This window comes from Alishewanella tabrizica (genome assembly GCF_014652375.1).
GTDB lineage: Bacteria > Pseudomonadota > Gammaproteobacteria > Enterobacterales > Alteromonadaceae > Alishewanella > Alishewanella tabrizica.
In genome coordinates this window covers 258,419-278,082 of the sequence record NZ_BMYR01000001.1, presented here as the reverse complement: position 1 = coordinate 278,082, position 19,664 = coordinate 258,419, and the positions used below count along the sequence as shown (strand labels likewise).

The following is a 19,664-nucleotide window of genomic DNA, read 5'->3' as shown; positions in this document are numbered from 1 at the left end:
TATCGGGTAGCTAAGCCAACAATTGCATTACGGCTGGGTCGTGCTGATATAACGAATTAACTGTTTAGCAATGGCAGTATTATCCATAAATCCATGGAAATCCGTGCTGTTTTTGCCATAAGCCATGATAGGGACATCCGCCGCGGTGTGCCCGCTGCTGGTCCAGCCCGTATAAGAATATTTAGCCACCAACTTCACCGCGACGTCTCGCAATGCCTGCTGCTCTTTGCCGCGCTGCGCCAGTAATTGTTGTTGTTCCTCTGGCGTTAACGTAATGTTGGTAAGTGCTAACCAGCGGCTTAATGCCGCCTCATCCGTGCTCGCTGCATTTAATTCGTCGGCAATTTTTCGTCCGGTTGCTGTTACGCCTTGTATGACTTCCGGCAGCCATAGATATTTGCCGTCAGCTCCTAAAGACATCCCACCCGTTTCGTGATCTGCAGTAATAATCAATAAGGTATCAGGATTTGCATCAACATAGGCTTTCGCTACGGCCACTGCTTGCGCAAAGTCATGCATCTCCGCCATAGCACAAGCAATATCGTTGTCATGACCACACCAATCGATTTGGCTCCCCTCAATCATCAAAACAAATCCTTTTTCGGCAGGCGCTAATAATTCCAGGGCCTTTGTCGTGAGGATCGCTAATTGTTGCGGTTGTTTGCTATTAAGCGCAGCCGGTAAGCCGGTTTTGTCTAATAAAGCGATCGCTGGTTTCTGGCTAAGCGTGGAGAGTTGTTGCCAGCTGTCAGCGTATTGATAGCCTTCCTTTTTGAATTCAGTAATCAGATTTCGATCGTCTCGAACAAAATAATCGGTGCCACCGCCTAAAATCACATCGGCAACCGGTTTACCGTTTATTCGATAATCAAAATACATATCGGCAATTGCATTGTAATTACGACGGCTAACATTGTGAGAAACAAAGGCTGCAGGCGTCGCATGGTTAACCTGCGAGCTGGCAACAATACCATTAGCTTTGCCTAGCTGTTTGGCTAACTGCATCATGGTGCCGATTGGAATGTGTTGTCTATTAACAGAAATTGCGCCATTAAAGCTTTTAACGCCAGTTGCTAACGCGGTAGCACTTGCTGCAGAGTCAGTTACTAAGGTGTCATCGTCTGGATAGGTACTGGCCATGCCTGTCAGTAAATCATCAAATATGGTATTGGCGATGGGCAACGAGGTTTGTTGCTGCGATTCGGCAAGTTGATGCTGATAATAGCGATAGGCTGTTAGATAAGCAGGTCCCATACCATCGCCAATCATGTATATAACATTTTTTGGGGCTGCATCAGCGTAAGCGCCAAAAGTGAGTAAAGGAAGAAGTAACAATGCGCGCATACAGGCACCTTTATACAAAATGAAATTAGTGTAAAGCAGCACATCAGGCTCGCCAAGCTTGTTGCGATAAACACGCGAAAATATGACGTCAGTACGAAATGCGCTTTTGCTGGACTTTTGCACAAGGAGAGCGTTATCTTAAGGTTATAGCACGTTATTTATGGATCCAGTCATAACACTAGCTTTTATCACGATGTTATCAACATTAAGGTTAACTATGAAAAAAATAACTACAAGCATAGTGATGTGCAGTTTTCTCGCGGTACTGCCGGTGTTGTCTGCGGTTGCGCAAACGCCTGAACAATGGCGTGAACGTTTGACCGTACTAGCAGAAAACCCGAAGCGTGGCGCTGCACATTTACACCGTAATCAATATCGTAACCCTGTCGACACCCTAATGTTTTTTGGACTTGAACCGCAGATGTCTGTTTTAGAGTTATGGCCTGTTAGGGGATGGTATACCGAAATTATTGCTCCTTTTGTCAAAGATCAAGGTCAGCTGACCATTGCCCATTTTCGCCAAGATGGTGTGAATAATTTGGATGAACGCAGTGCTTTTTGGGCAAGATTAAGCGCGCGGTTAGAACAGCGAATTATTCAACAAGCCGATGAATTTGGTGATGTTGGGCGGGTAGCTCTAGATCCACCAAATTTTATCCCCGTATTAGCGCCTGACCAATTTGATATGATACTTAGCTTTCGTAACGTGCATATCTGGCATCAACGCGGGCAGCTCTTAGCGACTATGCAAACCTTATTTGATGTGCTTAAACCCGGTGGTACCTTCGGTATGGTAGAGCATCGCGCAGCCCGAGTAACCGATTTAACCAGTTATGCCGTAGAAGGGTATACCGACGAAGCCTTCTTAATTTCAGTCGCTGAACGTGTTGGCTTTCAGTTAGTTGCTAGCAGTGAAATTAACGCCAATCCTAAAGATACTAAAGATTATACCAAGGGCGTTTATACATTACCGCCAACGTTAGCGTTAGGGTTGGAAAATCGCGATGCTTATCTTGCCATTGGCGAGAGCGATCGGATGACATTGAAATTTGTGAAACCGCTGGAACAGGAGTAAGGCGACTGATTGTCTGTTTAGCGCTTTTATGGGATGATGGCGTTAGAGTAAAAGCTCAATATTAATAACTGCTATCCAAGGGTAATCCAGCAACTTGGTTAAATGCAGCTACAATAACTAGAAAAAGCCATGCTATGCGGTTCTAAAACATGCAAGTGTGCGCGAAGTACAACAACTTTATTAAGGAGTAGACGGTGGACAGAGTCTGGTTAAATTCTTACCCCGAGGGCGTTCCGGCGCAAATTAATCCTGATCATTATTCTTCTTTGTTAGATATATTTAGTCAAAGTATTGAAAAATTCGCTGATAAGATCGCTTTTGTTAATATGGGTAAAAGCATCACCTATCGTGAGCTTGATCGACAAAGCCAAGCCTTTGCAGCCTATTTACAACATGAGTTAGGGTTAAAACCTGGCGATGCTGTGGCCATTATGATGCCTAATTTGCTGCAATACCCTGTTGCACTCATGGGTGTACTACGGGCAGGTTGCTGTGTTGTCAATGTTAATCCCCTTTATACACCACGCGAGTTACAGCATCAGCTTAGTGATTCCAAAGCTAAAGCTATTGTTATTGTTGAAAACTTTGCGCATACCCTGATGGCAGTTGAGAAAAACATGCGTTTAGAGCATGTTATTTTAACTAAAATGGGCGATATGCTGGGTACCGTGAAAGGCACGTTAGTGAATCTGGTGGTTAAGCATGTCAAAAAGCTGATTCCTGCTTATCAATTACACCAATTTACGTCGTTTAATCAGGTGTTAGCGCGTGGTGCCAGCCTTAAATGGCAAAAACCTTCGGTAACAGGCGATGCTATTGCTTTTCTACAATATACGGGCGGCACGACTGGCGTATCGAAAGGCGCCATGCTAACGCATCGCAATATGGTGGCAAACCTAGAACAAGCCAGTGGTTTTCTGGATCAATTCTTAAATGAAGGTACGGAGAATGTGGTAACAGCCTTACCGCTTTATCACATCTTTGCCTTGACAGCGAATTTCTTCGTGTTCTTTAAACATGGCGGTACCAATTTACTGATCACTAACCCGCGTGACATGCCTAATTTTGTCAAAGAACTCGCTAAATTTCCTTTTACCGCTATCACCGGTGTTAATACCTTATTTAATGGTTTATTGAACACACCGGGTTTTGCTGAGCTGGATTTTAGCAAATTAAAATTATCCTTGGGTGGCGGCATGGCTGTTCAGCGGCCGGTTGCCGAACGTTGGAAAAAAGTCACGAAGACCCGTTTGTTAGAAGGATATGGTTTAACCGAATGTTGTCCATTAGTGACACTAAGTCCATTTAACTTAGAAGATTTTAACGGCAGTATTGGCTTACCTGCACCATCAACCGATATTCGTTTAGTGGATGAAAATGATAATGACGTTGCGCCAGGCGAATCAGGTGAAATGATCGTTCAAGGTCCGCAGGTCATGCTCGGCTATTTAAATCGACCCGAAGAAACCGCCAAGACCATTAAAAATGGCTGGTTATATACGGGTGATATTGCCCGTATGGACGAACAGGGTTTCTTTTATATTGTTGATCGTAAAAAAGATATGATCTTAGTCTCAGGCTTCAATGTGTTTCCTAATGAAATTGAGGAGGTCGTTGCCATGAGCGAGAAAGTATTAGAAGTGGCTGCTGTGGGGGTGCCAAACGAGGCAACGGGTGAAGTTGTTAAGGTGTTTATTGTTAAAAAAGACGCCTCACTAACAGAGCAAGAAGTGATTGCACATTGTAAGCAACATTTAACGGGCTACAAAGTACCGAAACTGGTAGAATTCCGCAGTGAGTTGCCCAAAACGAACGTAGGCAAAATTTTACGCCGCGAATTACGCGGTTAATCAAAAAAGCCGGCCTTGGGCCGGCTTTTTTGTCAGCATTATTTGGCGCTTTTTACCGTTTATCTCTACGCCTATTGGCGTGCTGAAAAGCTGATACTGAAAAGCGTGCACGAAAGAGAGTTAACCATGTCACTGCTAACCGATAACCAACATTTAGCCCAGTTTTGTCAGCAAGCGATGCGACAACCGTTATTGGCGGTGGACACTGAATTTATTCGTCAAAGTACATTAGCCCCAAAATTAGGATTAATTCAGTTATATGATGGCGAGCAGTTAGCACTGGTCGATCCCTTGAGCATAACTGATTGGCAGCCATTACAACAATTATTCGCTGCACTACATATAACCAAAATTCTGCACTCATGCACCGAAGATTTAGAGGCGTTTGCCACCATTGGTATTACTCATATCTGCCCGTTATTTGATACTCAATTAGCCGTAGAAATTGTCGATTGGGGCAGCAGTATGGGCTATGGTCGTCTGGTGGAACAGTTAACGGGTGCCGTCTTAGATAAAAGTGAAGCACGAACCGATTGGTTAGCCCGGCCCTTGGCAGACAAGCAACTCACTTATGCTGCCAACGACGTGAAATTTCTGTTGCCGGTGTATCGTAAACTTTTAGCGGAATTAACCGATCCCCTTAAGTTACGGTTATTACTGGCAGAAGGGCAACAATTGTTGTTACGGCGGCAACAACAGTTACCTCCTTCATTTAAATATCTTGAAGTAAAAAACAGTACACAGTTAACCAGTCGAGAATTAGCTGTACTGCGTGATCTCGTCAGTTGGCGTTATCACTATGCGGTAGAGCGAGATCTTGCGCTTGGACTTGTTGCCAAAGACGCCCAATTACTGGAATTAGCAAAACGCCGACCTGCTACAGCCGAAAGTTTGCTAAACATCCCCGGCATGGCGAGCCGCGATATGCGAAGGCATGCAAAGCACCTTGTGCACGTGATCGAACTTGCCAAGGCCATCCCCGCTGAGCTTTGTCCACAACGTTTCTATTACCCAGCACATTTTGCGGGCGAAAAAGTGGTGTTAGCCGAACTTGGGCAAGCAATTAAAGAGGCCGCTTTAGCCACGGGGATCCCGGCGTCTTTTTTATCTACCCGCCGGCAATTGCATGAATTTTTTAATTGGTGTTGGCGTGTTACTGAGCAAGAGCGCGCATTGTTACCGTTACCAGAATATCTTTGTAGCTGGCGAGCTGAAATATTGAAGCCATTTTTGCCGATGCCAACACACCTAGAAAGTGAGCAAATGGCTGGCAAGGATATTTAAGTTTTTATTATTCAATGACTTAATTTATGGGGCGCGAGGTTGTAACACGCGCTTTATAATTTGCTATAGTAGAAACAACTAAAAGATACGTTATAAAGTAACATTTGGTTCAGTGAAAAAAATAGCTAATTTTATGCTATTTTTTGCTTATTTTTTAACAATTAATTGTTGATCCTCTGGAATTTAAGCGGCGTAAATTTTTCCGCTTACATCAACTTAAGGGTAACAACAATGAAAAAAATCATTCCGCTTTCCTTAGCCGCGCTTGCTATGGCGACACTCAGTGCCTGTAATAGCAGTGATGAACCGGTGTTTGTGCCACCACCACCGCCACCACCACCAGTTAATGCGACTTTACGTGTTATTCACGCTGCTTCTGATGCGCCAAATGTGAATGTATTAGTGGGTGGTCAACCTGTAATAGAAGATTTGGCCTACGCCCAAAGCTCCGATAATTTTAGCTTGGCGCCGGCAACTATTAATGTTGCAGTGCAAGGCATACTGCCAGGTAATACCACGGCAACAGTTATAGGACCTTTGGACCTTGCCTTAGCGGCCGCCACAAACTACAAAGTTTTTGCTGTAGGCTCGGTTGCCGGTGACACCTTAGAGCCGTTAGTGGTTACTTCTGATGTAAAAGATCTGGCAGCAGGCAATGTTCGCTTACAAGTTGTGCATGCGGCATCGGCAGCGCCTACGGTTGACATCCATGTTACCGCTCCAGATGCGGCATTGGGTACAGCATTAGCTACCCTAGAGTATAAAGGCTCAACTGCTGCACTTGACGTGCCTGCTGGAAACTACCGTGTCCGTATTACACTGCCAGGTCAGCAAGCGGTGGTATTCGATTCTGGAACGCTTGCTCTAGCGGGAGGCACTGATCTTGTGGTTGCGGCCATTAATAGTCGTTTTTCGGGCGAGTCACCGGTGTCATTATTAGCGGTCGCGCCTGATGGTGCCTTTTCTGATATTACCGACGTAAATACAACTTCGTCGGTGCGCGTTGTACATAACGTATCTGATGCGCCTGCGGTTGATGTGATCGTTAACGACAGCATTAAACTGGTAGAGGCATTAACCTTCCCGAACTTTACGGATTACGTGGGTGTAGCACCTGATACGTATAATGTAAAAGTGGCCGCTGCAGCTGACAACAGTGTTGTGGTTATTGACGCGGATTTAACCTTAGAAAAAGGGGCCTTCTACAGTGTATTAGCGGTGGGATCGTTAGGTCAAAATAGCATTGAGCCATTAGTGCTAAGTGATATGCCACGTCGCATTGCAACCGAAGCACAAGTGCGTATTGTGCATGGTTCGACTTTAGCTGGGCCAGTTGATATCTATGTTACGCCAACTAGCGATATCAGTACTGCAACACCTGCTTTCGCTGCGGTAACCTTTAAACAAGAAACGGGATACGTATCGCTTAATGCCGGTGAGTATGTTGTTACGGTAACCCCTGCAGGCAGCAAAACGGCCGCCATAGGTCCAGTAGCTTTAGACCTAGACGCGAACAAGATTTATACCGCTATTGCGCGTGATGGTGCCGGCTTAACGGGTGACGTTGGATTAATTTTAATGGATGACTTTGTTGTAGCGCAATAATCATTAGCCATAACATTTACCTCATCTTTTGATAAAGACCCCATTCGGTAGTTGCTGAATGGGGTCTTTATTTCTGGCGAACGCTGCCTTGACACCTAGTTTAGAGATATAATCCCCGCCTTAATATCGGAGTAATTATGTCTTTAACGCGAGAACAAAAGCTTGGGGGCATTTTTGCCGCCAGCGCCTATACCCTTTGGGGTATTGCCCCGTTGTACTTTAAGCAAATTGATTTTATTCCTACCCCTGAGATCCTTGTTCATCGCATCGTTTGGGCATTTTTGTTATTACTCGTTGTGATTATCGTCCTTAAACAAGGTCGTGCCACACTTGCACTTGTCGCGCGTCCCAAATTAATGGCTTGCTTACTCTTTTCAGCCGTATTGTTAGGCGGTAATTGGGGATTATTTATCTGGGCAGTGAATAACGCGCATATGTTGGATGCGAGTTTAGGGTATTACATTAATCCCTTATTGAATGTGTTATTAGGTATGTGCTTTTTAGGTGAACGTTTACGTCCTATGCAATGGCTTGCTGTGGCATTGGCAACGGCTGGCGTAATATGGCAAGTGATCAGTTTTGGCGCTATCCCTTGGATAGCACTGGTGTTAGCCAGTTCTTTTGCTGTGTATGGATTGATCCGGAAAAAACTCGCGGTAGATGCCATTAAAGGCCTCTTTTTTGAGTCACTATTACTTTTGCCAATAGCATTATGGTATTGGTGGGCGCTAGCGGCCAGTCCAGCAGCCAATTTAATGCAAAATAGTCTAGGGTTAAATGCCTACTTAATGGCGGCAGGCCTGGTCACAACCATCCCCTTGTTGTGTTTTATTGCTGGGGCTCGACGCTTACAATTATCCACTATGGGCTTTTTTCAGTATATTGGTCCCACATTTATGTTTGTATTTGGGGTATGGTTATATCAGGAACCCTTTGCGGCAGAGCGCTTATTCACCTTTGGACTGATTTGGTTAGCATTGTGTTGTTACAGCATTGATGCATGGTGGGCGAGTAGGGCGAAACAGCAGCTGAATCAGCAGCAAGATTAATTAGTATGTTAGAAACAATTTAATACACTTAACCAATAAAAAAGCCAGCAGCAAGGTGTGCTGCTGGCTAATTAGGTCACGCTCTGCGTTTTATTCTGCCAGTTTCATATTGGTTTGAAAGACCATGCCATGTTGGTCTACACCAAAGCTAAACCCCATTTGCATATTAGTGTTCATCATCGATTCAAACTCAGGCGGCATAGGCTGTCCAGACAAGGTGATCATGTCGGCCATGCTGGTAAAAAACTGTTTATAATCCATACCTACCGATAAGATACCATTTTTGCTTAGTGGCTCTTTACCAATAGTTTCAGCCTGTGTTTTAGCGATATCACCAACATACAGCAATAAATGATTACCGCTGGCTTTTAAGCGCACATCTAACCCAGATGCAGCGATAGGCGGGAAAATGTCAGCTACTGCGATGTCTTCGCCATTAGCGGGTAAGGTAATACCGGCTAAAGGAGGTAACATCGCTTTGGCGTTATTAAACAAGGTTTGTGGATTATCAGCAGAGAGCGTAATTAAGCTATCAGCGCTTTTCGGCATGCCGGTAGCAACATCCATGCTAAAGCTGTTAATGGTAATTGACATCCCTTGCAACCCATTCGCCGCCATACCGGCCATGGCTAGCATCATCATGGGATTTTGTTCTTTCATTTGCGTTTGCGCGGCAACTAACGGCTCGCAGTTCAAGCTAAGATCGGTCATCCCGCTCCACATCTTGCTCATGGCCGGTGTCAATTGACTGATTTCGGTTCCCAGTGCCATGTAGAACATAGACGCATGTAAGCTACCATTCAGGCTGCTAGGAATAAAACCTTGCATACCTTGCAAGCCTTCTAAAGCAATTTTGCTTTCAGTAGGGAACAGCATTTTGCTGCTTAATGTCATGCCGGTATTATCTTGCTGTTTAATTTCAGCATCCATAACTAAACCGGGCCAGGTTTTAGTTAACATGGCAATGTCGGTTTGACAAGCGGGTGTTTGCCAAACGTTTAGCGCCTCTGGCGCCACGGTACTTAAGGCTAACTGCAGATCTTTTGCGAGTTGGTTGCCATCAACTGTGGTGAAGGCAACACCCAATTGCTCGGTGCTTAAAAACCCTAAACCATCTTGTTTTAGCTGGTATTTTTTGCTCATATCAGCAAGTTTGCTGTTATTGCCTAAATTGTCTGCAGGTTTTTGCTGTGCTAACGCTTGAGCACGATGGGTTTCAGATAATTTATTGCTGTGTAACGATACGGTGCCCCAGCCACGATCGACACTGACCAGTAATTCTAATCCCTCTAGAACCTCATGCAGCGAATAAACTTGATAGCTGTGTGTATCAAGCTGCTTCGTTTCAACCGTTACACCGCTTTTTGCTGCGGCACGTTCGAAAAAGGCTTTAAAGGCAACGGGATCAACAACCTCAAAGCGAACAACGGGTGCGGCACCGACTAAATAGCTTAATGAGCGCGTTTTTGCTGCAATACCGGTGTTTTTAACAAAATCATCCGGTGTACTCAAAATGGTCATGTAATCTTGAAATAGCGCAATACCGAATTTCACTGCGGGTGAAGATTCCGCCGATAAGCTGTTCATCGCTTCTTGCATCTCGTCATTGCTTAATTGCGCAGGAGACATGCCAAGACTTTTCAGATAGGCTACTAAATCTAAAGCCGTAAACTGACCAGAAAACAGAGCCGTATCAGCGGGAACATAATCTAATTCGCTTAAGCTTACACCCGATGAAGATGATTGATTGATAGCATAATAGCCGAGGGCGCCTGCAGCGATAACCGCTGCGGCAATAAGAGTCTTGCGCATTGTCTGCTCCTTTGACAGAGATTAAAAGAAAAAGCGCTACTTAGCGCTTTTCATCAGGGAAAGTGACATTCAGTTCTAATACTGATAATTCGTCACTGCGTTGTTCCAGCGAAACCGCAATTTGGTCGGCGGGAATATCAACATATTTACGGATCACTTCTAAAATGTCACGTTCTAATTGTGGCAGATAATCCGGGCCAGAACGGCGTTTACGTTCATGCGCGACAATAATTTGCAGTCGCTCTTTCGCCGTGCTGGCGGTATTGGTTTTTTTTGAACGAAAATAGTCCAGTAACGACATCAGTTATCCTCCAAAAATCCTTTTGATAAAGCCTTTCTTTTCCACAGTGAGAAACCGGAAAGGCACTGTTTCGCCCAGCAGGCGTTGTACGGTATCAAGATACGCTTGACCTGCATCACTGTCTTTATCCATGATGACGGGCTGACCCGAGTTGGAGGCATTTAGTACCGCTTGTGATTCCGGTATAACACCAATCAGTTCAATTGCTAGTATCTCTTTTACATCTTCTACGCTCAGCATTTCACCTTTTTGCACGCGCTCAGGGTTATAACGGGTTAACAGCAAATGCTCTTTAATACCGTCTAAACCTTGTTCGGCGCGGCGCGATTTGCTCGAAAGCATCCCTAATATACGATCAGAATCGCGTACGGACGACACTTCTGGGTTGGTAACCACGACCGCTTCATCGGCAAAATACAGGGCCATCATTGCACCTGATTCAATGCCTGCAGGTGAATCACATAAAATGAAATCAAACTCTTTTGCCAGCTCAGTTAGCACCCGCTCTACACCGTCTTTAGTCAGTGCGTCTTTATCGCGGGTCTGTGAGGCGGGTAAAATAAAGAGATTATCAACACGCTTATCTTTAATCAGCGTTTGTTTTAAGTTGGCTTCGCCATTAATGACGTTAACAAAATCATAGACCACCCGGCGCTCGCAGCCCATGATTAAATCAAGATTACGTAAGCCAATATCAAAATCAACAATAACAGTTTTGTGCCCAGCTAAGGCTAGACCTGTTCCAATAGCGGCGCTGGAGGTGGTTTTACCGACACCGCCCTTGCCCGATGTAACCACAATAATTTTTGCCATAGTGACGTTCCTTACACTAATTCTGAAATGACCAAGGTATCGTCTTGTAACTTAATACAAGCCGGTTTACCCCAAAACTCACCTTGCAAGCTGTCACTTAACCAGTAGTTACCTGCAACGGAAATAAGTTCGGCCTGCATGTTAAAACAGTAAATACGTTTGCTGGTGTCACCGCTAGCACCGGCTATAGCTTTGCCGCGTAGTGAGCCATAAATATGAATATTGCCATCTGCGATCACTTCCGCACCCGCACCAACTGCGCCTTTGATAATAAGATCGGCGCCTTTTGCGTAGATTTGTTGGCCCGAACGCACCGTCTGCTCAACAATTTTGCTATCCATTGTGCTCGGTGCAAGTTGTTGTGGGCTAACAGCAGCCTGTGGTGCCTCGTTAGTTTTAGCTGAAGTCGTTTTACCCGCTTGCAAGGCGGCTAATCCGGCCTGCTGTGCGGCGGCTTTAATGGTGGGTGACGCGCCAGTAACGCCAACTAATACCAGTTTAAGATCAACAAAAAGGTGCTTTAATGCGACAAAATCGGGTACCTGCTGGCAATCTTGTAAGTTTAAAACGATAGGTGCCTGATAGAAAAATCCCGGTGCTTGAGCCAATTTCGCGGATAACAGCGGTTCCAGTGTAGACACACTTACATCAGTACAATGTAACACGGACAAAGGGAATAAACTTCCCTTAAGTTCTAAGGAGTGTTCAGACATAAAATTCAGCGCTTTTGCTATTATTATCACTGCTTCAGCAGCGTTATACATTCGCTTCATGTTATAGTCTTGCTATGTGTTAGGCAAGTTAGCGAAGTAGTTTTATTGTATGTTATGCGCTGTTTATCGTAGCCTGCGTAAAGAAGGCACCTATTTGTATATTGAAAAGCGGGACGACTTTAGTAAAGTGCCCGACTTGTTGTTGCAAAACTTTGGTTCGCCCCAGCTCGTCACCATCCTTAATCTGGCAAAAAGGGAACATTTGGCGCAGATTGATATCAATAAGTTAAAAGCCGCTTTAGTCGAGCAAGGTTTTTATTTGCAACTTCCACCACCACCAGAAAACTTGCTGGCTGCACATAAAGCGGCCACCCAACTGGGTCAGTAGTCTAAAAAAGGAGAGCATGATGAAGGGTTTATTTTTACGTAATTGGTTTGCTGCTGGTGCCATATTGCTTACGTCCAGTTGCAGCTTGGCACAAGATGCTGCCACAACACCCAATGCCAAACCAGATTTCACCGCATATACCGCAGCGTTAAAAGCCGAAGCGCAACAACGAGGCTATGATGCTGCTCTTTTAGATGCCGTGTTCAGCTCTTTGGAATTTCATGAACGCGTGATCAGCGCCGATCGTAGCCAGCCAGAAGTGGTTGAAACACTGAGTACGTATTTACCGAAACGGGTAAGTGAAATTCGTATTCGGATGGCTCGGGAACGTTATCAGCAGTACGGTCCACAGTTAGAGGAAATTGGAAAGCGCTATGAGGTGCAACCTCGCTTTATTATTGCATTATGGGGCTTAGAAAGTAGCTTTGGCCGTTTTATGGGGACTTATTCTATTCCGTCTGCCTTGGCAACATTGGCCTACGAAGGGCGCCGCGAAACGTTTTTTAAACAAGAATTTTTTAATGCGTTAGATATTCTGGCAGAAGGTCACATTCGCTTAGAAGACATGAAAGGTTCATGGGCTGGCGCAATGGGACAAAGCCAGTTTATGCCAAGTTCTTTTCTAGCCTATGCGCAGGACGGTGATGGCGATGGCAAAAAAGATATTTGGACCAATGAATTGGATGTGTTTGCCTCCATTGCCAATTACTTAAAACAACAAGGCTGGGATAACAGTGGCACCTGGGGGCGCGAAGTGGTGTTGCCGGCAGGGTTTGACCCAGCGCATGCCATTCAACGTGGCAGTTTGGCGCGTAACGAATGGTTACAACGCTGGAATGCCTCAGAGCGTTCTTTAACCGAATGGCATAAACTTGGTGTACAGCGGTTAAATGGTGAAAGCTTGCCACAGCGAGATATGCCTGCAGCGCTGATATTACCCGATGGCCCTAACGGTCGCGCTTTTTTAGCTTACAGTAATTACAAAAGTTTAATGCACTGGAATCGCTCGTATTACTTTGTCACCAGTGTCGGTTATTTAGCCGATTTAATTGTGGCGGAGCAAGGTTAATATGTACCAACATCAAGAATATGTACTAAATAACGCTGCGGCACCTGTCATCCCTTTGCCGGTAGGCAAAGTGGTGTGTATTGGGCAAAATTATCAAGATCATATTGCAGAGATGCAAAGCAAAACGGCTGCAGAAGCGTTGTTTTTTATAAAGCCCACAACCGCTTTAGTGCCGCTGGCACCGTCTTTTGCTATTCCTGTCGGCCATGGAGCCGTTCACAATGAGTTAGAAGTGGCCGTTTTGATTGCCAAACCGTTAAAAAAGGCCACTGTTGCACAAGTGAATGACGCCATTTGGGGATACGGCTTGGCATTAGATTTAACCCTGCGTGATGTGCAGGCCAAACTTAAACAATTAGGTCGCCCCTGGGAGGTGGCCAAAGGGTTTGACGGCGCCTGTCCACTGAGCCAGTTCGTAGCGAAAGATGCCATCATGCATCCACAGCAGTTAGATTTTCGCTTACTGGTCAATGGTGAGCTGCGTCAGCAAGGCAACAGCGCCAATATGATCCGCGGTATCGGACAAGTGATCAGCGAGATGAGCCAGCACTTTACCCTGCTGCCGGGGGACGTGGTGCTCACTGGTACACCCGCAGGTGTAGGGCCCTTGCACGCAGGCGACAGTTTGCAGTTACACTTAGCACAATTTTTTTCAATCTCTACCCAGGTAACCCACTAAATGGCTTTAGCAGAAAACTTTTGGCAGCACAAAACACTGGCCGAAATGAACACCGAAGAATGGGAAGCACTGTGCGATGGTTGTGCCAAATGCTGCCTAAACAAATTTATTGATGATGAAGTAGAAGAAGGACCTACGGCGATTTTACAGCAAGATGAGCAAGTGCATTTTAGTAATATTGCCTGTCGCTATTTAAACAGCCATAAGTGTGAATGTACGCAGTATGAGCAAAGAACCGTTTTGGTGCCGGATTGCATTAAACTCACCAAAGATAATCTGAAAGATATCTTTTTTATGCCAACGAGCTGTGCCTATCGGCGTTTGCATGAAGGCCGTGGTTTACCATCATGGCATCCGTTATTAAATGGCGGCAAAAAAAGTTTGATGCATAAAAAGCAGATGTCGGTTCGCAACAAAACGATTTCGGAAGATCATGTCGATATGGACAAGTTTGAAGATTATATCGTTAGTTGGCCATTGAACGACTTGGATTAATACCCATGAGTGTCGAACAATCTATTATTGCCGAGAGCGATTTGCTCACCCAATTAAGTAGCTATTTAAGCCCAACAATTATCCAAATAGGCTTATCCGTTTTAGCTCTCTTGGCTTATATCGTGATCAGTCGCCGACTCGTCCCCGTGATGTATAATTTATTGGCGGGCAATCGCATGCGCCCAGAGATGAATAAACGGGCGTTGGTTGTGTGTCATATTTTACTACTCCTGTTGTTAATGGTGCTTCTCAGCATCGTGTGGGGGGTAGACATTCGTGGCTTATTGGTACTGGCATCGTCCATTATTGCGGTTGCCGGTGTGGCGTTATTTGCCTCTTGGTCGTTAATTAGCAATGTCACCGCTTTTTTTATTTTGCTGGGACAGCGTGACTTTGCCGAAGGCAGTAAAGTGAGAATTATTGATGGTAATAATTCGCTAGAAGGCGATATCTCCGAAATCCATTTGTTTAATACCGTGCTGACCACCAAAGAACAAGAGCGGATTATTTATCCTAATAATTTGATTATCTCCCGTCCGGTAGTGATTGTCAGTGTGGCGCCGGTCGCATTGCCGCATCGTAAAAGTGTCGATGTGATCACCAAAGCCGAGCGCTGGCGCAAAAGAAATCATCCTGCCCGACCAATCAGCCGAATTAGCAAGTGACAGCTCAAAACAATTTCGGTAGATTAAAACTACTTGAATAATAATAACCTAATTAACTGCTTAACTAAAAATCTGCAGCGGGGCGATGCGCTTAAAACAAATTAAACTTGCCGGTTTTAAATCCTTTGTTGATCCCACTACAGTCCCGTTTCCACAAGCGATGACGGCGGTAGTGGGACCCAATGGCTGTGGCAAATCAAATGTCATTGATGCAGTGCGCTGGGTGCTGGGCGAAAGCTCGGCAAAAAACCTACGCGGCGATGCCATGACCGATGTCATTTTTAATGGTTCGGCGCAGCGTAAACCAGTATCACAAGCGTCGGTTGAGCTGGTGTTTGAAAATACGCAAGGGCGGCTCGCGGGACAATTAGCGGATCGCAGTGAAATTGCCATTAAGCGCCTGGTCACCCGTGATGCGCAATCCAGTTACTTTTTAAATGGCAGTAAATGCCGGCGTCGTGATATCACCGATATCTTTTTAGGAACCGGTTTAGGGCCTCGCAGTTATGCCATTATTGAACAAGGCATGATTTCTCGACTAATTGAATCCAAACCGCAAGAATTGCGGGTCTTTCTGGAAGAAGCTGCCGGTATTTCCAAGTACAAGGAACGGCGCCGCGAAACTGAAAATCGCATTAAACATACGCGCGATAATTTAGATCGGTTAGCGGTTGTACGCGAGGAACTAGGTAAAAATATTGAGAAGTTAAAACGTCAGGCCGCTACGGCACAACGTTATAAAGAGCTCAAGGCGCAAGAACGCAAACTTAAAGCCGAAGTGACCACCATTAAATGGTTAGGGTTTACTGCACAATTGCAACAGGTTGAGCAGCAAGTACAGGCGCAAGAAACTGAGCTGGAAAAATACCACGCCGCCCAAGTGGGTGATCAGCGTGTTTTGCTGGAATTAAAAGAACAGTTAGTAACGGCGCGTGCAGAGCAAGAACGTCAACAGCATCTGTACTATCAATTGGGCGCAACCATCAGCCGTTTAGAGCAACAATTACTAAGTCAGCGTCAACAGCAGCAGTTATTGCAACAACAGTTGCAGCAAAAACAACACACCTTGCTCGAGTTTAATCGACATCAGCAGATGGATGTACAGCAATTGGCCGAGCTAGCGGCGCAATTAAGCGAGTTAGCACCCGACTTAGCACTACAGGCTGAGCAGGTAGCCGAGCTCGCGTTGCAATTACAAGATGCAACAGAGCAGGTAACCCAGCAGCAACAGCAGTATGATCACGCACAGCAATACGCCTTTGGTTTACGCGCGCGCGTTCAACAACTGCAATTGCAAGATCAGCATGTGCAACAACAATTGCAGCAACTTGCCACTCAGCAGGTTAAACAGACGCAGCGTCTCACGGAGTTGGAGGAGACCACGTTACATACAGCGTTGGCAGAGCTTGAACAGCAACAGACGCTGCAGCAGGCCGTGCTGTTAGCCACTGATGAAGAATGGCAGTTAGCGCAGCAGCAGTTGTCATTGGCTGAGCAAGCTTACACTGTGGCTAACGACGAACGGCAGCATTGGCAAAATAAGCATCACGTATTACAACTTGAACAGCAGCATTTGTTGGCGTTGCAACAGCGCATCCCCCCAACAGAGCAGCACTTATTACAACATGTGAATATTCGTCCAGGGTGGGCGCTTGCCGTAGCACACGCGCTAGGCGCATTACAGCAGGCCACATTGATCCCTACAGATAGCACGTTGGCTGCAACAGCCACGCCGTTGCAGGCGTTAACACAAACGACACACGCTTACTTGTTATGCGATACGCAGGGGCTAGGGAGTGCAAACGAGAATAGCGCAACCTTAGCCAGCGTGGTGATCTCGGGACCTTATCCTGAGAGTTTTCGGCATATTTTGCTGGCCAATACGCTGGCAGAAGCCGAGGAGATATTGCACCAGCTGCAACCGGGACAATCTGTGATCTGTCCCGATGGAAGTTGGTTTGGCCGCAACTGGGGGCTGAGCGCCAGTATTGAAGCGGCAGACAGTGCCTTATTGCGTCAAGAGCGTCTAGTGCAATTAGCGGCGGAGCAAAAAACAGCTGATGCCGAGCTCGCCTCAGCGATCCAGCATGCACAAGCCGCTCAAGAACAACGCCATGCTATTAAAGCCCGTGGTCAGCAGGCTTCATCAGCGCGTGATGCGGCGAAATCCCAGTTACAGCAATTACAGAGTGCTGCGCAATTTAAACAGTTTGAATTGCAGCAACGACAACAGCAACGGCAGCAATTGCAGCAAAGTCTCTCGGCGTTAGCCGAAGAGCACGTTTTACTGCTTGCACAGCAAGAGCAGCAACAGGTGCAATTAGCCGATGCAGAAGATGCGTTACAAGAGCAGCAGGGAGTGCAAGATGATCTCCAGGCGGCCCTGATCCAAGCGCGTCAGTACGAAGCGCAATTACGGCAACAGCATACGGCCCAAAAAGAGCAATTATCGCAACTACAGATGCAACAAACCGTATCTCAGCGCCAACAGCAAACCCTACAAGACACAGTGCAACGTGCCGCAGCACAACAACGCGCCCTTACAGAACAAGTGCACGCGTTAGAGACACAGCTAACGCTGCAAGACGACTCACCGGTGTTGCTTCAAGAGCAATTACAAGAAACCTTATTACAGCGCGAAGACGCTGAGCAAGCTTTAGCTATTGCAAACAATCAGTTAAACGCGTTAACGTTACAAATTCGCGAAATTGATCAAGGGCAGTCGGGCATATTGCAGCGTGTCGCGCAACAACAAAAGGCCTTGGAGTCATTGCGATTAGATGCCGAAGGTTACCGTATACGGGCGACGAATATGATGGAGTTACTTCGAGAGCAGCAAGTGTCGATGCAAACGGTTTTAGCTGAGCTTCCTGCTGACGCCGATGCAGTAATATGGCAGCAGCAGTTAGATAAAACGGTTGACGCCGTATCACGCTTAGGCGCCATAAACCTTGCTGCGATAGAAGAGTATGAGCAACAAGCACAACGTAAACAGTATTTAGACGAGCAACATCAAGACTTGGTGTCGGCGTTAGAGACCTTAGAAACGGCGATGCGTAAGATTGATCGGGAAACTCGCCAACGCTTTAAAGAAACCTTTGACGAGGTAAACGACGGATTAAAGCAATTATTTCCTAAGGTGTTTGGTGGCGGCAGTGCTTACCTGGATCTTACCGATGATGATTTACTTGAAACGGGAGTCAGCATCATGGCCCGACCACCTGGTAAAAAAAACAGTACAATTCATTTATTATCCGGTGGTGAAAAAGCGTTAACCGCTTTATCATTAGTGTTTTCAATCTTCAGGCTTAATCCAGCGCCTTTTTGTATGCTGGACGAAGTAGATGCACCGCTGGACGATGCTAACGTGGGTCGTTTTTGTAATTTGGTGCGTGAAATGTCTGAAACGGTACAATTTATTTATATTAGCCACAATAAAATTGCTATGGAAATGGCAGCGCAATTAATGGGTGTTACCATGCAGGAGCCCGGGGTATCTAGGGTGGTAGCGGTAGATGTGGATGATGCTGTCAAACTGGCAGTAGCCTAAAAAGTTAAAGGTATAAGAAATGGCTAGCGAGTTGCGTTTAGTATTAATTATTTTAGGTGCCCTCTTGTTGGGGGGCTTATTTTTACATGGCTTATGGACTGTGCGTAAAAACAACAACAAAACGCCGCACAGGTATCATCCAGAAGAAAATACCAAAGACGCGCCACCAGCAGAAGGGTTTGACGAGCTTGGTGTGGGCTCCGTGCGGGTAGTGAAGGGCGGCGGTAAAAAAGTGCCCGAAAAGCCCCGTTTCACCACCACACCTCGGCCAGAAGCAAAACCCCAAAGTCGGCCTATTGATTTGAAGCGTCGGACCGTTCCAACCGAGCAAGACGATTTATTTACGGCGCCTCAAGATCCGGTTTTAAATTTTTCAGCGTTTGACGAGCCACAAGAAGCGCCTACCGTTGCCGATACAGATGCTGATTATGATCAGTTTGCAGAAACGACTGAGCAAGACAGCTTACAAGATCAGTCTGCTACCGAGCCATCTGAAGTGTTAATTTTGTATGTACTGTTACCCGAGCATAAAGAAATTCAGGGGCAAGAATTATTATCAGCGCTAACGGTATTAGGTTTTAAATATGGCGAGATGGATATTTTTCATCGTCATCAAGACAGTGCCGGCAATGGCGAGGTGTTATTTAGTTTAGCGAACATGTTTAACCCCGGCACCTTTGATATTCATAATATGGATCAATTAACCACACGCGGGTTAAGCTTGTTTATGACGTTACCTGGGCCAGGTGAACCGCTACAAAACTTTAATGTGATGAATAATGCGGCTAAGAAGCTGGCAGAAGAATTTGGTGGTCAGGTATTAGATGGACAACGCAGTGTGCTTACCGTACAAACGGTGCGTCACTATGTTGAACGGATAAGAGAGTTTCAGCGTCAGCGGTTAATTCGCCGCTAAGTCCCTGCCAAGCGTGGCGCAACGACTATTATCACGGCAGGTTTATACCTGCCGTT

Annotated in this window: 17 protein-coding genes; 12 read left to right on the top strand and 5 right to left on the bottom strand. The window is 45.8% G+C overall.

Annotation, left to right across the window (positions count from 1 at the left end; all coding sequences use genetic code 11):
• Window positions 1–27: 27 nt before the first annotated feature.
• Entirely contained in the window at window positions 28–1,344 is a 1,317-nt protein-coding gene (locus IE070_RS01275; protein ID WP_189479635.1) for an alkaline phosphatase, read from the bottom strand.
• A gap of 217 nt (window positions 1,345–1,561) precedes the next feature.
• Between IE070_RS01275 and IE070_RS01270 the strand changes: the two genes are divergently transcribed.
• From IE070_RS01270 to rarD, 5 genes are all read left to right on the top strand, one after another.
• Window positions 1,562–2,419, top strand: coding sequence for a class I SAM-dependent methyltransferase (locus IE070_RS01270; RefSeq protein ID WP_189479633.1), 858 nt, complete (start codon window positions 1,562–1,564; stop codon window positions 2,417–2,419).
• 194 nt (window positions 2,420–2,613) lie between these two features.
• Window positions 2,614–4,269, top strand: coding sequence for a long-chain-fatty-acid--CoA ligase FadD (gene fadD / locus IE070_RS01265; protein WP_189479630.1), 1,656 nt, complete (start codon window positions 2,614–2,616; stop codon window positions 4,267–4,269).
• 126 nt (window positions 4,270–4,395) lie between these two features.
• Window positions 4,396–5,553 carry a ribonuclease D gene (gene rnd / locus IE070_RS01260; RefSeq protein WP_189479628.1) on the top strand — a complete coding sequence of 386 codons (1,158 nt, stop codon included), beginning with the start codon at window positions 4,396–4,398 and terminating at the stop codon, window positions 5,551–5,553.
• Window positions 5,554–5,784: 231 nt separating this feature from the next.
• Complete coding sequence (locus IE070_RS01255; RefSeq protein ID WP_189479626.1) at window positions 5,785–7,158, top strand: DUF4397 domain-containing protein; 1,374 nt, start codon at window positions 5,785–5,787, stop codon at window positions 7,156–7,158.
• Between the two features lie 137 nt (window positions 7,159–7,295).
• Window positions 7,296–8,207, top strand: coding sequence for an EamA family transporter RarD (gene rarD / locus IE070_RS01250; RefSeq protein WP_189479624.1), 912 nt, complete (start codon window positions 7,296–7,298; stop codon window positions 8,205–8,207).
• Window positions 8,208–8,297: 90 nt separating this feature from the next.
• On the opposite strand, the gene IE070_RS01245 is transcribed toward rarD, so the two are convergent.
• Genes IE070_RS01245 through minC form a run of 4 tightly spaced genes read right to left on the bottom strand, consistent with a single transcriptional unit; the run spans window position 8,298 to window position 11,846 of the window.
• Window positions 8,298–10,019 carry a hypothetical protein gene (locus IE070_RS01245; RefSeq protein WP_189479622.1) on the bottom strand — a complete coding sequence of 574 codons (1,722 nt, stop codon included), beginning with the start codon at window positions 10,017–10,019 and terminating at the stop codon, window positions 8,298–8,300.
• A gap of 40 nt (window positions 10,020–10,059) precedes the next feature.
• Complete coding sequence (minE, locus tag IE070_RS01240) at window positions 10,060–10,320, bottom strand: cell division topological specificity factor MinE (RefSeq protein ID WP_189430780.1); 261 nt, start codon at window positions 10,318–10,320, stop codon at window positions 10,060–10,062.
• 3 nt (window positions 10,321–10,323) lie between these two features.
• Complete coding sequence (minD, locus tag IE070_RS01235) at window positions 10,324–11,133, bottom strand: septum site-determining protein MinD (RefSeq protein WP_189479620.1); 810 nt, start codon at window positions 11,131–11,133, stop codon at window positions 10,324–10,326.
• Window positions 11,134–11,144: 11 nt separating this feature from the next.
• Entirely contained in the window at window positions 11,145–11,846 is a 702-nt protein-coding gene (minC, locus tag IE070_RS01230) for a septum site-determining protein MinC (RefSeq protein ID WP_189479619.1), read from the bottom strand.
• A 109-nt stretch (window positions 11,847–11,955) separates the two neighbouring features.
• Between minC and IE070_RS01225 the strand changes: the two genes are divergently transcribed.
• The 7 genes from IE070_RS01225 to zipA all read left to right on the top strand — a co-directional run bounded on the left by IE070_RS01225 (window position 11,956) and on the right by zipA (window position 19,608).
• Window positions 11,956–12,234 (top strand): YcgL domain-containing protein, encoded by a 279-nt coding sequence (locus IE070_RS01225; protein ID WP_189479617.1) that lies wholly within the window; start codon window positions 11,956–11,958, stop codon window positions 12,232–12,234.
• A gap of 16 nt (window positions 12,235–12,250) precedes the next feature.
• Window positions 12,251–13,303, top strand: coding sequence for a lytic murein transglycosylase (locus IE070_RS01220; protein WP_373296879.1), 1,053 nt, complete (start codon window positions 12,251–12,253; stop codon window positions 13,301–13,303).
• A gap of 1 nt (window position 13,304) precedes the next feature.
• Window positions 13,305–13,982, top strand: coding sequence for a fumarylacetoacetate hydrolase family protein (locus tag IE070_RS01215; protein WP_189479615.1), 678 nt, complete (start codon window positions 13,305–13,307; stop codon window positions 13,980–13,982).
• Entirely contained in the window at window positions 13,983–14,477 is a 495-nt protein-coding gene (locus IE070_RS01210) for a YcgN family cysteine cluster protein (protein WP_189479613.1), read from the top strand.
• A 5-nt stretch (window positions 14,478–14,482) separates the two neighbouring features.
• On the top strand, window positions 14,483–15,142 hold the full coding sequence (locus tag IE070_RS01205) for a mechanosensitive ion channel domain-containing protein (protein WP_189479611.1): 660 nt from the start codon (window positions 14,483–14,485) through the stop codon (window positions 15,140–15,142).
• Between the two features lie 85 nt (window positions 15,143–15,227).
• Window positions 15,228–18,692 carry a chromosome segregation protein SMC gene (gene smc / locus IE070_RS01200; RefSeq protein ID WP_189479609.1) on the top strand — a complete coding sequence of 1,155 codons (3,465 nt, stop codon included), beginning with the start codon at window positions 15,228–15,230 and terminating at the stop codon, window positions 18,690–18,692.
• A gap of 19 nt (window positions 18,693–18,711) precedes the next feature.
• Window positions 18,712–19,608, top strand: a complete 897-nt coding sequence (zipA, locus tag IE070_RS01195; protein ID WP_189479607.1) for a cell division protein ZipA — start codon at window positions 18,712–18,714, stop codon at window positions 19,606–19,608.
• The last annotated feature ends 56 nt before the right edge of the window (window positions 19,609–19,664 follow it).